The sequence below is a fragment of the Blastomonas natatoria genome, assembly GCF_003201955.1.
Classification (GTDB): domain Bacteria; phylum Pseudomonadota; class Alphaproteobacteria; order Sphingomonadales; family Sphingomonadaceae; genus Blastomonas; species Blastomonas natatoria.
The window spans coordinates 174,476-186,913 of record NZ_QJJM01000005.1 but is presented as its reverse complement, the minus strand read 5'-3'; the positions used below and the strand labels follow the sequence as shown (position 1 = coordinate 186,913).

Sequence of the window (12,438 nt, the reverse complement as noted above, 5' to 3'; positions counted from 1 at the left end):
GTTTCGACCATCGCGCCCCTTTTCCTTGACCGGGTGCAGGGAAAGGCGCGCATGAAAAAGCCCCCCTGGCGGTGATCGCCGGGGGGGCTTTTTCGTGCACCAATGGGTTTTAGGCTCAGCCCTTGAGATCGGGCGGCAGCGCCTCGCTCTTCAGCATCGCCACCGCCTCGTCCAGCGACAGGAACTGCTGCTGCTGTTCGCCCAGGCGGCGCAGCGCCACGGTGCGCTTCTCGGCCTCCTGCTTGCCGACGACGAGGATGTTGGGCACGCGGCCGACCGAATGCTCGCGCACCTTGTAGTTGATCTTCTCGTTGCGCAGATCCTCCTCGACGCGGATGCCCGCAGCCTGAAGCTCTGCCACCACCTCGCGCGCATAATCGTCGGCATCCGAGACGATGGTCGCAATCACCGCCTGGACCGGCGCGAGCCAGAGCGGGAACTTGCCCGCATAATGCTCGATCAGGATGCCGATGAATCGTTCATAGCTGCCCAGGATCGCGCGGTGCAGCATGATCGGGCGGTGACGGGCGCCATCCTCGGCGACATAGCTCGCATCGAGTCGCTCGGGCAGCACGGTATCGGTCTGGATCGTGCCCACCTGCCAGGTGCGGCCGATCGCATCGGTCAGGTGGAATTCCAGCTTGGGCGCGTAGAAGGCGCCTTCGCCGGGAAGCTCTTCCCAGCCCCATTCTTCCGTGTTGCGTCCGGTCGCGGCGACGGCATCGCGCATCGACTGTTCGGACCAGTCCCACATTTCATCGGTGCCGAAGCGCTTTTCGGGGCGCAGCGCCAGCTTGATGGCATAATCGCCAAAGCCCAGATCCTTGTACACCACGTCGAGCAGGTCGCAGAAGCGGCTGATCTCGTCGACCAGCTGATCCTCGCGGCAGAAGATATGCGCATCGTCCTGCGTGAACTGGCGCACGCGCATCAGCCCGTGCAGCGCGCCATGCGGCTCGTTGCGGTGGCAGCAGCCCATTTCGGCAAGGCGCAGCGGCAGGTCGCGATAACTCTTGATGCCCTGGCGGAAGATCAGGACATGCGCCGGGCAGTTCATCGGCTTCAGCGCCATCCAGGCGGCATCGTTCGACACCACCGGGCCTTCATCCTCGGTATTCGGCACCTCGTCGGGGATGACGAACATGTTCTCGCGATATTTGCCCCAGTGGCCGGACTGCTCCCATTGCCGCGCGTCCATGACCTGCGGGGTCTTGACCTCGAGATAGCCCGCGGCATCGAGCCGGCGGCGCATATAGGCCTCCAGCGCGCGATAGATGACGAAACCGCGCGGGTGCCAGAAGACCGAGCCGTGCGCTTCGGCTTGCAGGTGGAACAGGTCCATTTCCTGCCCGATCTTGCGATGGTCGCGCTTGGCGGCTTCCTCGAGCCGCAGAAGATGCGCGTCGAGCTGCTTCTTGTTGAGCCAGCCGGTGCCGTAGATGCGCGAGAGTTGCGGGTTGCGCTGGTCGCCGCGCCAGTATGCGCCCGAGACGCGCGTCAGCTTGAACGCGGCCGGGTCCAGCCTGCCGGTCGAGGCCAGATGCGGGCCACGGCACATGTCCATCCAGTCATCGCCCGACCAGTAGACGCTGATCTCCTCGCCCTCAGGCAGTTCGGCCGCCCATTCGGCCTTGAACGTCTCGCCCTGCTCTCTCCAGCGCGCGATCAGCGCATCGCGGTCCCAGACTTCGCGCCTGAGCGGCTTGTTCGCGGCGATGATGCGGCGCATCTCGGCCTCGATGACGGGCAGGTCCTCGTCGGTGAACGGGCGTTCGGCAGGCGCGAAATCATAATAAAAGCCGTCATCGGTCGATGGGCCGAAGGTGATCTGTGTGCCCGGGAAGAGATTCTGCACCGCCTCGGCCAGCACATGCGCGAAATCGTGCCGGGCGAGCTCGAGCGCATCGGCCTCGTCCTTCGCGGTGACCAGGGCCAGCGTCGCGTCCCCCGTGAACGGCCGGGTGATGTCGCGCAGCTCGCCATCGACGCGCGCGGCAATCGCCGCCTTGGCAAGGCCGGGGCCGATCGCGGCGGCGACATCGGCGGGCGTGGAGCCCTCCGGCATCTCGCGCACCGAACCATCGGGCAGGCTGATCTTCAAAAGCTGGGACATGGCCGTCTTTCCTGTACTGGTCGCAGCGCCATGGCACAAAGCGCCGCGCCCCAAAAGGGGTTACGCGCCTGTTTGATCTGCCGGAAAGTGCGGGGGAGCCGACGCCGCGCCACCCGCTCCGGGTGGCTGGCCTCGTGCGCCTTCAGCCCACGCAGCCCCGCCCCCGGTCGCCCGGAGTAGTGGTGCTAGTGAGGGTGCGGATGCTCGCCATACGCGAGGCATAGCGGGGAAAGGTGAAGGAGTCACTAGGGGTGATGGTGCGCCATCCCCAAAGCCCTCGTCCTTGATGGGGGAGGGTTGGGTGGGGGTGATCGGGCCAAACCATGCCTGGGTGCCGAGACGCACCTTCACCCTCACCGTTGCAACCAGCCAGCCCTTCGACAGGCTCAGGACTGGCAAGTCTTGCTGCCTCTCCCATCGAGAGAGAGGCGGATAGTGTGCACCTCTCTCCTGCTTGGTCCGCCGGAGAGGAAAGACGCATGACAACCCTCCCAATCATTTTATCAAGGACCCTTGACATTCATGGCCCTAAATGACAAACAACCTTTACATCGAATCAAGGGAGCTTGACCATGAAAGCCTATATTCTCGCATTGTGCTGGGCGCTGCCGATGCTCGGGCTCGCGGTCCTGAACGTCTTTGGCATTGTCTCGGACGCCTCGATGCAGGTGATGCTCGCGATTATGCCGGCGCTGGCCGTCATCTCGATCAACCGCAACCGGCGCTGCCTCAAGGCGCGGACCAGTAACTGATGCGCGCCAAGGACCATCCGGCAATGCGGCGCTACGTGCGCCGCTTCGTGCCGATCACCTTTGCCTATGTCGCGAGTATCGCGCTGGCGACCTTCCTGGTGGCGGACAATGCTCCAGCCGGCGTCCTCACCATCGGACTGGCGCTTCTGCCCGGCCTTGCCGTTCTCGGCTGGCTCTGGGCGATGGCGCGGCTGCTGGTCGAGCTCGACGACGAATATCTGCGCATGCTGGAGGTGCGCAAGATGCTGGTCGCGACGGGCCTCACGCTCGCGATCACCAGCGTCTGGGGCATATTGGAGCTGTTCTCGCCCGGCATACCGCGCATGCCGGTGTTCTTCGTCTTCCCGATGTGGTGCGTGGGGTTAGCGATCGGCCAACTCGTCAACCGCTTCGGCTTTGGCGACGCGGGGGACTGCGGATGAAGAACCGGCTCAAGGTGCTGCGCGCCGAGCGCGACTGGACGCAGGGCGATCTCGCCGATGCGCTGGGCATCTCGCGCCAGAGCGTCAACGCGATCGAGACCGGCAAATACGATCCCTCGCTCCCCCTCGCCTTCCGGATCGCCGACCTGTTCGGCGTCCCGATCGAGGCGATCTTCATGCGCGATTGAACGATTCCGCAGAAATTTTCTGGAGTTCCATCAATGCGATTGATTGCCCTTGCCGCCCTGCTGGCGGCTTCGATGCCTGCTGGCCAGGCCACGGCGCAAGCCGCCAGCCCGGCGCCGGTCTCGGTGGATGCGTCCATGCCTGCCGTCCAGCGCCCCCGCCTGACGGTGCAGGTCGTCGGAAAAGGCCCCGACGTCATCCTGATCCCTGGCCTCGCCAGCCCACGCGCCGTCTGGGACCGGACGGTCGATCAGCTCAAGGGACGGTACCGCCTGCATCTGGTGCAGGTGCGCGGCTTCGGCGATGAAGCGGGCGCCAATGCAAGCGGTCCGGTGCTCGCACCACTGGTGGATGATCTTGCCGGCTATGTCCGCGACGCCGGGCTGAAAAAGCCTGCCGTGATCGGTCATTCCATGGGCGGGCTGACGGCGGCGATCATCGCAGCTCGCCATCCCGATCTGCTGGGCCGGGTGCTGATCGAAGACAGCTTGCCGTTCATCGGCCTGATCTTTTCACCGATGGCGACCGTCGATTCGGTCCGCAGCCAGGCGGACGCTCTGCTCAAGGCCGCACTTGCCGCAGGCCAGCAGCCGCCCAATCCCGCCAATCCCATGCTGGCCACGATGTCGGCGACCGATACAGGCCGGGCGCAAGTGGCCGCATGGAGCGGGACCGCCGATTACCGCGTCTCGGCTCAGGCGTTTCACGATGTGCTGCTGACCGACATTCGGCCCGAACTTGCGCGCATCACCGTTCCGGTGACGGTGCTCTATCCACATGACGCCGTGGTGGGACCGGTGGCGATGGTCGATGCGCTGTACGGCCATGCCTATCAGGGACTGACCGGCGTCACGCTCAAGCGCATCGACAACAGCCGGCATTTCATCATGCTCGATCAGCCTGAAGCCTTTGCGCAGGCCGTCGAGGCATTTCTGCAAGACTATGGCGGTTGATGCAGTGCTCGGCTAAGCCGCAGCCCATGACCAACACCCTCTCCTTTCTCGACCGCGCCGACCGTCCGCGTCTTGTCTATGCCCATCGCCGGGCTGCGCCGGAGCGTGCGGCAGCGCCGACGCTGGTCTTCCTGCCCGGCTATGCCAGCGACATGACCGGGACCAAGGCGCTGGCGCTCGATGCCTGGGCGGGGGCGCAGGGCCTGGCGATGCTGCGCTTCGATTATGCCGGGTGCGGCTCCAGCAACGGCGCGTTCGAGGATCAGGGCCTGGCCGACTGGCGCGACGATGCGCTGGCGCTGATCGATACAGTGGTAAGCGGCCCGGTGCTGCTGATCGGATCGTCGATGGGCGGCTGGCTGGCATTGCTGGTGGCGCTGGCGCGGCCGCAGCGGGTCGCAGGGATTATCGGCATCGCCGCTGCGCCCGATTTCACCATGTGGGGCTTCACCCAGGACGAGAAGATGACGATCCTCACCGAAGGGCGGCTCGAACGGGTGAGCGAATATGGCCCCGAACCGATGGTGACGACACGCAAGTTCTGGCAATCGGGCGAGGGCAACCGTGTGCTGATCGGCGAGATTGCCTATGATGGCCCGGTGCGGCTGATCCAGGGGCAGAAGGACGATGCAGTGCCCTGGCAATATGCGCTGGAGACCGCGAAGCAGCTGCGGTCCGAAGACGTGCAACTGATGCTGATCAAGGATGGCGATCATCGACTGTCGCGCGACGGCGATATCGCGCTGCTGGTGCAAACCGTGGGGAATCTGCTGGCGGACCTCTCGGGCAACTGACCCGTCACCCCCGCGCAGGCGGGGGTCCCGCTTTCTCCCTCGAACGCGACGCAGAAGCACGATTCCCGCGTGCGCGGGAATGACGATCAGACCAGAGGCGCTTCCCTGACGATCGGGCGCGGGCGGTGATTCTCGTCGAGCGCAACGAAGGTGAACAGCCCGCTGGTCACGCGCACTTCCTTGGCATCGCGCCCGCGCGTGGCGATCACGTCGAGCCGGATCGCGATCGAGGTGCGCCCCACCCGCTCGACCTCGCCATAGATCGAGATGATGTCGCGCAGCAGGATGGGGGCGAGGAACTGCATCGTCTCGATGGCGACGGTCGCGCATGGCCCCTGCACCTCGCGGCCGGCAACGATGCCGCCTGCGATATCCATCTGCGCCAGCACCCAGCCGCCGAAGATATGGCCATTGGAGTTGATGTCCGCAGGCGCGGGCACCACGCGCAGCACGGGCTCGCGGCCCGCAGTCAGCGATCCGGTGGGTTCAGACATCAAACAGGCCCCCTCAAGGCGCGTCGGGATCGAGCGCGTCGTCTATCGATTCATCATGCCCGGTGCCGCTGGAGAGGAAGACCAGCCCCATCAGCGCCGCAGTCAGCAGCATCGTAAAGCCGATCCCGAGCGCGGCGGCAATATAGAGATGGATCGATACCCAGCCGTGCAGCAGGAACAGCGTGCCCAGAATCAGCACGATCGCCAGCGTCGTTACGGCGGCCATCCAGCCCATCACCCGCCAGTAGCGGCCCCAGGCGAAGCGGGCATAGTCGGGATCGTCGAGATTGGAAAAGCGCGGCATGAACCGGGATATAGGTGCGCACCGCTTTTCTTTCCAAGCATTTCGTGGGACCATGGCCAAGTCTTGAGTCGCTCTGGCGGCGCTCATGCAGCAGCGCTGCCTTTCCAGAAGGCGACCGGGCCTTGCCGAGGAGAGCGCTTGCCATGACGATTGCCCATATCCTTTCCGCCCGCGACGGCACCGTGCACCAGTGCACCTGCACCGCCACCGTGCGCGATGCCGCCAATCTGCTCGCGGAAAAACGCATCGGCGCGCTTCCCATCGTGCGGGATGGCGAGGTGGTGGGCATCTTTTCGGAACGCGATCTGGTCTATCGGCTGCACTCTGACGGGCCCGGCATTCTCGACCAGCCAGTCGAAGCCGCCATGACGGCCCCGGCCATCACCGTAACCCCCGATTCGGCTGTCATGTCGGCACTGTCGCTCATGACCAGGCGGCGCATCCGCCACCTGCCGGTGGTGGAAGGCACGACGCTGATCGGCTTCGTCTCGATCGGCGATCTGGTGAAATACCGCATCGACAAGATCGAGAGCGAGGCAGCGGCGCTGCGCGACTATATCCAGAGCGTCTGACCTTCCTGCGCGAGCCACCGGACTTTGCGCCATGGCTCGCATGGTCCGCTAGAGCTTCCCGTGCGCGTCAACTTGTCTTGTGGCGGGCGGCTTCCTAGTGTGGCCCCGAACGCACCGATTTTCGGGCGAAAAGGAGGATGATGATGGGCCGAATCGCAATCGTTACTGGCGGAACGCGCGGCATTGGCGAGGCGATCAGCCTGGCGCTCAAAGACGCCGGCGCGCATGTCATCGCCAGCTATGGCGGCAATGACGATGCGGCCAGGGCGTTTTCGGAGCGTACCGGAATCGCGGTGCAGAAATGGGATGTGGGCGATCACCAGCAGAGCATGGACGCGGTCGCGAGGATCGAGGCGGATTATGGCCCGGTCGACATTCTGGTCAACAATGCCGGCATCACCCGTGACGCGACGATGATGAAGATGACCTGGGAACAGTGGGACGAGGTGATTCGCGTCGACCTGACCGGCTGTTTCAACATGGCCAAGGCGTGCTTCCCCGGCATGCGCACGCGCGGCTGGGGCCGCATCGTCAATATCGGATCGGTCAACGGCCAGGGCGGGCAGATCGGCCAGGTCAACTATGCCGCTGCCAAGTCGGGCATCCACGGTTTCACCAAGTCGCTGGCGATGGAAGGCGCGAAATACGGCGTCACCGCCAATGCCATCGCGCCGGGCTATATCGCCACCGAGATGCTCTCGACCATTCCGCAGAACGTGATGGACAAGATCGTCGCGCAGATTCCCGTCGGGCGTCTCGGCCAGGCGGAGGAAATCGCGCGGGGCGTGGTGTTCCTGACCGCCGAAGAGGCCGCGTTCATTACCGGATCGACGCTGTCGATCAACGGCGGTCAGCACATGTACTGATCGAACGACCAGCAACCGCAGAACGGGCCGCAGGGGGAAGCCCTTGCGGCCCTTTTTGCATCAACCCCGCGTGAACATGCTGGCGATCAGCCCGCGCTTGCCCCCACCCGATTTCAGCACGTTGCGGCGGAACAGCCTGGCGCCGAAGCGGATCAGCACCAGCACCCAGAAGGCCTGCCAGCCGAGCGCCACAAGGTGCTGCCACAGCACGTCCTGCTGGGCCGCGCGTGCCAGCATCGCGAAGGGCGAGCTGAACGGGAAGATGGCGGCAAACAGCTCGATCGGTTCGCCCAGGCGCGTGACCGAGAACGAGGCAAGGAAGAAGAAGATCAGCTGTCCCATCGTCACCGGCATCGACAGTGTCTGCACCTCGCGCACCGTCGTCGCCATCGCGCCGATGCCGAGGAACAGCGATCCGAGCAGCAGATAGGCCATGGCGAAATAGGCGATGCCCAGCGCCAGGAATGCGGGCCAGCCAATGGCCGGGGTTGGCAGGGCGGGCAGACCGCTGGCGGCGAGCAGGATCGCCGAGACCGCGAGCGCCGCCCAGCAGGTGATACCGATCATCGCCATGCCCAGCATCGCGAACAGCTTGCCCAGGAAGATCGCGTCGATTGGCACCGCAGCAGCGAGAATCTCGATGATCTTGTTGGTCTTTTCCTCGACCAGATTGGAAAGGACCATGCCTGCGAGCAGCATGGTGAGCAGCACCAGCAGCGCCTGGCCGACCTGCGCGGTCATCAGCCGCCCCTGTTCGACCGAACCGCTGCTCTCGGTGACGATGCGCGTCGCGATGCGGACAGGCGCCGCCCCCTCGCCTTGCCTTGCGCGCTCGATCAGAAGCTCCAGCGGCCCCTGCCAGCGGTCGATCTCGGCCTGGGTACCGATCAGCCGGGGGTTTGCGAGATTGCCGGTCAGCACGCCCAGATAGCGGGTGTCCCTGCCCGACGCGATGACGCTTTCGGGGTCATCGGTTTCGACCGCCACCAGCACCGGAACGCGCTGTTCGCCAAGTTGCTCGGCGAGCGCGGTGCGCGCCTGGAGCATTGCGGCGCTGTCGGCCCCGGCCATCACCAGCGCAAAGCTCGACCGGTCGATGTCGCGCGCGACCTGCCCGCCGATGCTGCCTGCGGCAATGCCGATGGCGAGCGGAAAGATCGGGCCCAGAAGGAAGAAGAAGAACGCCTTGGAAAAGATGATCGCAGCAAAATCGCGCCGGGCGATCACCCAGGAGGCGCGCAGGAGTTCAGGCATCGGCGCTCTCCTGCTGCTGGTCTTCCTCGAGCTGACGCGCGGCATCGGCCCCGGCGATGGCGACAAACGCATCGTGCAGCCCGGGCCGCTCGATCGACAGCGACAGGATTCCCGCCTCGCCCTCGATCAGCGCGCGCAGCAGCGGCTCGACCCCGGTTTCGGGCAGGGTGAAATGCCAGAAATGCCCCTCGGGCACCGCATCGGCGGGCAAAGCCGCGCGCCATGGCCCGTCGAGCGCGCGCGTCTCGAGCCGCACCTGCGGGCGCAGCCGGTCGCGCGCTTGCGAAACGGAACCGGCGAAGGGCACCTTGCCGCCCGCGATGATCGCGATCCGCTCGCACAACCGTTCGGCATGCGCGATGACGTGGGTGGAAAAGATCACGGTGACCCCGCGCGCCGCCTGGGCGCGGATCATCCGTTCGAGCTTGGCCTGGTTGAGCGCGTCGAGCCCGGAAAAAGGCTCGTCGAGCACGATCAGTTCGGGATCGTGCACCAGAGTCCCAAGCAGCTGCACGGTCTGCGCCATGCCCTTGGAGAGCGTGCGCACCTCCTTGTCGGCAGCCTTGCCCAGGCCATGCTCTTCCAGCATCGCGCGCCCGCGCCGACGCCCTTCGGCGAGCGGCAGCCCGCGCAGCGCGCCCATGAAGGCAATGGCGTCATAAGCCTTCATCGAGGGGTAGAGGCCGCGCTCCTCGGGGAGATACCCCACGCGCCGCGCAACATCGAGCGGATGATCGGTGCCGAGCAGCGTGCGTGTGCCCTCGTCGGGATCGAGAATCCCGAGCAGCATGCGCAGCGTCGTCGTCTTGCCCGCGCCGTTGGGGCCCAGAATGCCGAAGATGCTGCCGGCCGGCACGGTGAGGTCTACCCCGTCCACCGCGCGCTGACGCCCGAAGATCTTCACAAGCCCGTGCGCTTCGATCGCGTTGGCGGTCACCGTCTCTCCTGAGCCGTCGGGGCATGCAGCATGGGCATGCAGCTTGGTGGTTCTGGGCAAATCGGGTAGCGGATGACCATGGCGAGCGGCAAGCGAAACCTTGAGGCAGAGATAGCGGCGGAAGCGGCCCGGCTGGGCTTTGCCGATTGCGGCTTCGCGCCCGCCGTTCTAGGCCCGCAAAACGCCTTGCGCTTTCAGCAGTGGCTCGACCAGGGCTTCCATGGCGACATGCTGTGGATGGAGGCGCGCGCCGACCAGCGCGCCGAGCCCAGGGCGCTGTGGAGCGACGTCCGCTCGGTGATCATGCTGGGCATGAGCTATGCGCCGGGGCGTGATCCGTTTGCACTGGCCGAGCATCCCGATCGAGCACGGATCTCTGTCTATGCGCAAGGCGGCGATTATCACAAGACGGTCAAGTCCGCGCTCAAGGCGCTGGCGCGCTGGATCGTCGAGCTGGCGGATGACGTCGAGGTGAAGGTGTTTGTCGATACCGCGCCGGTAATGGAAAAGCCGCTGGCGATGGCGGCGGGACTCGGCTGGCAGGGCAAGCATAGCAATCTGGTGAGCCGCAGCCATGGCAGCTGGCTCTTCCTGGGCGCGATCTACACTACGCTGGACCTTGCGCCGAGTGGGGCCGGGCAGGACCGCTGCGGATCGTGCACCGCCTGTCAGGACATCTGCCCGACCGATGCCTTCCCTGCCCCCTACAGGCTCGATGCGCGGCGGTGCATCTCGTATCTGACGATCGAGCATGCAGGCCCGATTCCCGTGGAGCTGCGCGCCGGCATCGGCAACCATGTCTATGGCTGCGACGATTGCCTTGCGGTTTGCCCTTGGAACAAGTTCGCCGATGCTGCGCACCGCAACCGCGCCTTCCTTCCCCGCGCCGAGCTGGTCGCGCCGTCGCTTGCCGATCTGCTCGGCCTCGACGACGCCGGTTTCCGCGCGCTGTTCTCGGGCTCGCCGATCAAGCGCAGCGGCCGCGGGCGCATGGTGCGCAATGCCCTGATCGCTGCGGGCAATAGCGGCGATGCGGCGCTGGTTGCCCCGGTGGCGGCGTTGCTCGAGGATTCCGATCCGGTGGTGCGCGGCGCAGCGGTCTGGGCGCTGGGACGGCTCGATCCGGAGCGCGCGTCTGCCGAACGCGCCGCGCGAGCCGTCAGCGAATCCGATCCGCAGGTACAGGCCGAATGGCGGCTTGCCGATGCGCCGCAGCCAGTCTAGGCGCTTTGGCCATCATGCGCCCGCCTTTCGATCATGTCCGCACCTGGATCTTCGATCTCGACAACACGCTCTATCCGGCGGAGACCGACCTGTTCGCGCTGATCGACGAGCGCATGGGGCAATATGTGTCCGACCTGATGCAGGTCGATCTGGCCGAGGCGCGGCGCATCCAGAAGGCCTATTATTATCAGCACGGCACGACGCTGGCCGGGCTGATGCTCGACCATGGCGTCGATCCGCACCATTTTCTCGATTTTGTGCACGATATCGACATGGGCCGCGTTTCGCCCTGTTCGATCACCGCGCAGGGCCTGTCGCGATTGCCGGGGCGCAAGCTCATCTTCACCAATGGCGACGTGAACTATGCCGGGCGCGTGCTCGACCGTCTCGGGCTGGTGGACCAGTTCGAGGCGATCCACGACATTCACGCGACGCAGTACCGGCCCAAGCCCGATGCCGCCGCCTATGCGAGCCTGGTCGATGCGCTCGACATCGATCCGGCGTCCGCGCTGTTCGTCGATGATCTGGCGCGCAACCTCAAACCCGCCAAGCAGCTCGGCATGACCACGGTCTGGATGAACAACGGCTCGGACGGTGGCGATCACGAGCACGATCACGACTATATCGACCATGAAATTACCGCGCTGGGCGAGTGGCTCGCAGCGCTGACCGAGGAGACTTCTGCATGACCGACACCCTGCAAGCCCGAATCGACGCCGCCTGGGAAGGCCGCGACAGCCTCGACACCGGCGCCGACAGCCCCGTGCGCGCCGATGTGGCAGAAGCGCTGAACCTGCTCGACAGCGGCGCCGCACGTGTTGCCGAGCCCGATGGCCAGGGCGGGTGGCAGGTCAACCAGTGGCTCAAGAAGGCGGTGCTGCTCTCCTTCCGCCTCAACCCGATGGACCTGATCAGCGGCGCGCCCGGCGGCGCAAGCTGGTGGGACAAGGTGCCGAGCAAGTTCGACGGCTGGAGCGCCGACGAGTTCAAGGCCGCCGGTTTTCGGGCCGTCCCCGGCGCGGTGGCGCGGCGCGGCGCGTTCATCGCGAAGGACGCGGTGCTGATGCCGAGCTTCGTCAATATCGGTGCGCATGTGGGTGAAGGCACGATGGTCGATACCTGGGCCACCGTCGGCAGCTGCGCGCAGATCGGGCGCAACGTGCATATCTCGGGCGGCGTCGGCATCGGCGGCGTGCTCGAACCGCTCCAGGCCGGCCCGGTGATCATCGAGGACAATTGCTTCATCGGTGCGCGCTCGGAAGTCGCCGAGGGCGTGATCGTCGGCGAGGGCGCGGTGCTCTCGATGGGCGTGTATCTGGGTGCATCGACCAAGATCGTCGATCGGGCGACCGGCGAGGTGCATTATGGCAAGGTGCCGCCCTATGCGGTGGTCGTGCCCGGCGCGATGCCCGGCAAGCCGCTTCCCGATGGCACGCCGGGGCCGTCGCTCTACTGCGCGGTGATCGTCAAGACCGTGGATGCGCAGACCCGCTCCAAGACCGGAATCAACGAGCTGCTGCGCAGCTAACCCTCACGCTTGTCCCGTCATTCCCGCGAAAGCGGGAAT

The 12,438-nt window shown here is 65.6% G+C and carries 15 protein-coding genes; 10 read left to right on the top strand and 5 right to left on the bottom strand.

Features of this window, described 5'->3' with window-relative positions:
• Positions 1 to 115 precede the first annotated feature (115 nt).
• Entirely contained in the window at positions 116 to 2,113 is a 1,998-nt protein-coding gene (gene thrS, locus C7451_RS08060) for a threonine--tRNA ligase (protein WP_110298446.1), read from the bottom strand.
• 572 nt (positions 2,114 to 2,685) lie between these two features.
• Between thrS and C7451_RS08055 the strand changes: the two genes are divergently transcribed.
• The 5 genes from C7451_RS08055 to C7451_RS08035 are packed head-to-tail and all read left to right on the top strand — an operon-like array spanning position 2,686 to position 5,220.
• Positions 2,686 to 2,865: a hypothetical protein gene (locus tag C7451_RS08055; protein ID WP_110298445.1), complete on the top strand. Its 180-nt coding sequence runs from the start codon at positions 2,686 to 2,688 to the stop codon at positions 2,863 to 2,865.
• Positions 2,865 to 3,287: a hypothetical protein gene (locus C7451_RS08050; protein ID WP_110298444.1), complete on the top strand. Its 423-nt coding sequence runs from the start codon at positions 2,865 to 2,867 to the stop codon at positions 3,285 to 3,287. Before C7451_RS08055 ends, C7451_RS08050 begins: the two co-directional genes overlap by 1 nt.
• The gene (locus tag C7451_RS08045) at positions 3,284 to 3,475 is read left to right on the top strand and encodes a helix-turn-helix transcriptional regulator (RefSeq protein ID WP_060978614.1); all 192 of its coding nucleotides are present in this window, start codon (positions 3,284 to 3,286) and stop codon (positions 3,473 to 3,475) included. Before C7451_RS08050 ends, C7451_RS08045 begins: the two co-directional genes overlap by 4 nt.
• 33 nt (positions 3,476 to 3,508) lie before the next feature.
• Entirely contained in the window at positions 3,509 to 4,426 is a 918-nt protein-coding gene (locus C7451_RS08040; protein ID WP_244181732.1) for an alpha/beta fold hydrolase, read from the top strand.
• Between the two features lie 26 nt (positions 4,427 to 4,452).
• The gene (locus C7451_RS08035; RefSeq protein WP_110298535.1) at positions 4,453 to 5,220 is read left to right on the top strand and encodes an alpha/beta hydrolase; all 768 of its coding nucleotides are present in this window, start codon (positions 4,453 to 4,455) and stop codon (positions 5,218 to 5,220) included.
• An 86-nt stretch (positions 5,221 to 5,306) separates the two neighbouring features.
• Here the strand turns inward: C7451_RS08035 and C7451_RS08030 are convergent, their stop codons facing one another.
• The gene (locus C7451_RS08030) at positions 5,307 to 5,714 is read right to left on the bottom strand and encodes an acyl-CoA thioesterase (RefSeq protein WP_110298443.1); all 408 of its coding nucleotides are present in this window, start codon (positions 5,712 to 5,714) and stop codon (positions 5,307 to 5,309) included.
• 13 nt (positions 5,715 to 5,727) lie between these two features.
• Entirely contained in the window at positions 5,728 to 6,018 is a 291-nt protein-coding gene (locus C7451_RS08025) for a hypothetical protein (protein ID WP_110298442.1), read from the bottom strand.
• Positions 6,019 to 6,161: 143 nt separating this feature from the next.
• Between C7451_RS08025 and C7451_RS08020 the strand changes: the two genes are divergently transcribed.
• Both C7451_RS08020 and phbB read left to right on the top strand, forming a co-directional pair.
• Positions 6,162 to 6,590, top strand: coding sequence for a CBS domain-containing protein (locus tag C7451_RS08020; RefSeq protein WP_110298441.1), 429 nt, complete (start codon positions 6,162 to 6,164; stop codon positions 6,588 to 6,590).
• A gap of 143 nt (positions 6,591 to 6,733) precedes the next feature.
• Positions 6,734 to 7,456: an acetoacetyl-CoA reductase gene (gene phbB, locus C7451_RS08015; RefSeq protein ID WP_110298534.1), complete on the top strand. Its 723-nt coding sequence runs from the start codon at positions 6,734 to 6,736 to the stop codon at positions 7,454 to 7,456.
• 60 nt (positions 7,457 to 7,516) lie between these two features.
• On the opposite strand, the gene C7451_RS08010 is transcribed toward phbB, so the two are convergent.
• Together C7451_RS08010 and C7451_RS08005 are read right to left on the bottom strand one after the other, a co-directional pair.
• Positions 7,517 to 8,710, bottom strand: coding sequence for an ABC transporter permease (locus C7451_RS08010; RefSeq protein WP_110298440.1), 1,194 nt, complete (start codon positions 8,708 to 8,710; stop codon positions 7,517 to 7,519).
• Entirely contained in the window at positions 8,703 to 9,647 is a 945-nt protein-coding gene (locus C7451_RS08005; RefSeq protein WP_110298533.1) for an ABC transporter ATP-binding protein, read from the bottom strand. The genes C7451_RS08010 and C7451_RS08005 overlap by 8 nt, the downstream gene beginning before the upstream one ends.
• A 78-nt stretch (positions 9,648 to 9,725) precedes the next feature.
• On the opposite strand from C7451_RS08005, the gene queG reads away from it, so the two are divergent.
• From queG to dapD, 3 genes are read left to right on the top strand one after another with little or no spacing between them, the layout of a single operon-like run.
• On the top strand, positions 9,726 to 10,871 hold the full coding sequence (gene queG / locus C7451_RS08000) for a tRNA epoxyqueuosine(34) reductase QueG (protein ID WP_110298532.1): 1,146 nt from the start codon (positions 9,726 to 9,728) through the stop codon (positions 10,869 to 10,871).
• Between the two features lie 14 nt (positions 10,872 to 10,885).
• Positions 10,886 to 11,560: a pyrimidine 5'-nucleotidase gene (locus tag C7451_RS07995; protein ID WP_110298531.1), complete on the top strand. Its 675-nt coding sequence runs from the start codon at positions 10,886 to 10,888 to the stop codon at positions 11,558 to 11,560.
• Positions 11,557 to 12,399, top strand: coding sequence for a 2,3,4,5-tetrahydropyridine-2,6-dicarboxylate N-succinyltransferase (gene dapD, locus C7451_RS07990; protein ID WP_110298439.1), 843 nt, complete (start codon positions 11,557 to 11,559; stop codon positions 12,397 to 12,399). Before C7451_RS07995 ends, dapD begins: the two co-directional genes overlap by 4 nt.
• Positions 12,400 to 12,438: the final 39 nt, after the last annotated feature.

Excerpts from the sequence above, each read along its gene's own strand:
- thrS (WP_110298446.1), bottom strand. The coding sequence starts at position 2,113 with ATGTCCCAGCTTTTGAAGATCAGCCTGCCCGATGGTTCGGTGCGCGAG.
- C7451_RS08055 (WP_110298445.1), top strand. The coding sequence starts at position 2,686 with ATGAAAGCCTATATTCTCGCATTGTGCTGGGCGCTGCCGATGCTCGGG.
- C7451_RS08050 (WP_110298444.1), top strand. The coding sequence starts at position 2,865 with ATGCGCGCCAAGGACCATCCGGCAATGCGGCGCTACGTGCGCCGCTTC.
- C7451_RS08045 (WP_060978614.1), top strand. The coding sequence starts at position 3,284 with ATGAAGAACCGGCTCAAGGTGCTGCGCGCCGAGCGCGACTGGACGCAG.
- C7451_RS08040 (WP_244181732.1), top strand. The coding sequence starts at position 3,509 with ATGCGATTGATTGCCCTTGCCGCCCTGCTGGCGGCTTCGATGCCTGCT.
- C7451_RS08035 (WP_110298535.1), top strand. The coding sequence starts at position 4,453 with ATGACCAACACCCTCTCCTTTCTCGACCGCGCCGACCGTCCGCGTCTT.
- C7451_RS08030 (WP_110298443.1), bottom strand. The coding sequence starts at position 5,714 with ATGTCTGAACCCACCGGATCGCTGACTGCGGGCCGCGAGCCCGTGCTG.
- C7451_RS08025 (WP_110298442.1), bottom strand. The coding sequence starts at position 6,018 with ATGCCGCGCTTTTCCAATCTCGACGATCCCGACTATGCCCGCTTCGCC.
- C7451_RS08020 (WP_110298441.1), top strand. The coding sequence starts at position 6,162 with ATGACGATTGCCCATATCCTTTCCGCCCGCGACGGCACCGTGCACCAG.
- phbB (WP_110298534.1), top strand. The coding sequence starts at position 6,734 with ATGGGCCGAATCGCAATCGTTACTGGCGGAACGCGCGGCATTGGCGAG.
- C7451_RS08010 (WP_110298440.1), bottom strand. The coding sequence starts at position 8,710 with ATGCCTGAACTCCTGCGCGCCTCCTGGGTGATCGCCCGGCGCGATTTT.
- queG (WP_110298532.1), top strand. The coding sequence starts at position 9,726 with ATGGCGAGCGGCAAGCGAAACCTTGAGGCAGAGATAGCGGCGGAAGCG.
- C7451_RS07995 (WP_110298531.1), top strand. The coding sequence starts at position 10,886 with ATGCGCCCGCCTTTCGATCATGTCCGCACCTGGATCTTCGATCTCGAC.
- dapD (WP_110298439.1), top strand. The coding sequence starts at position 11,557 with ATGACCGACACCCTGCAAGCCCGAATCGACGCCGCCTGGGAAGGCCGC.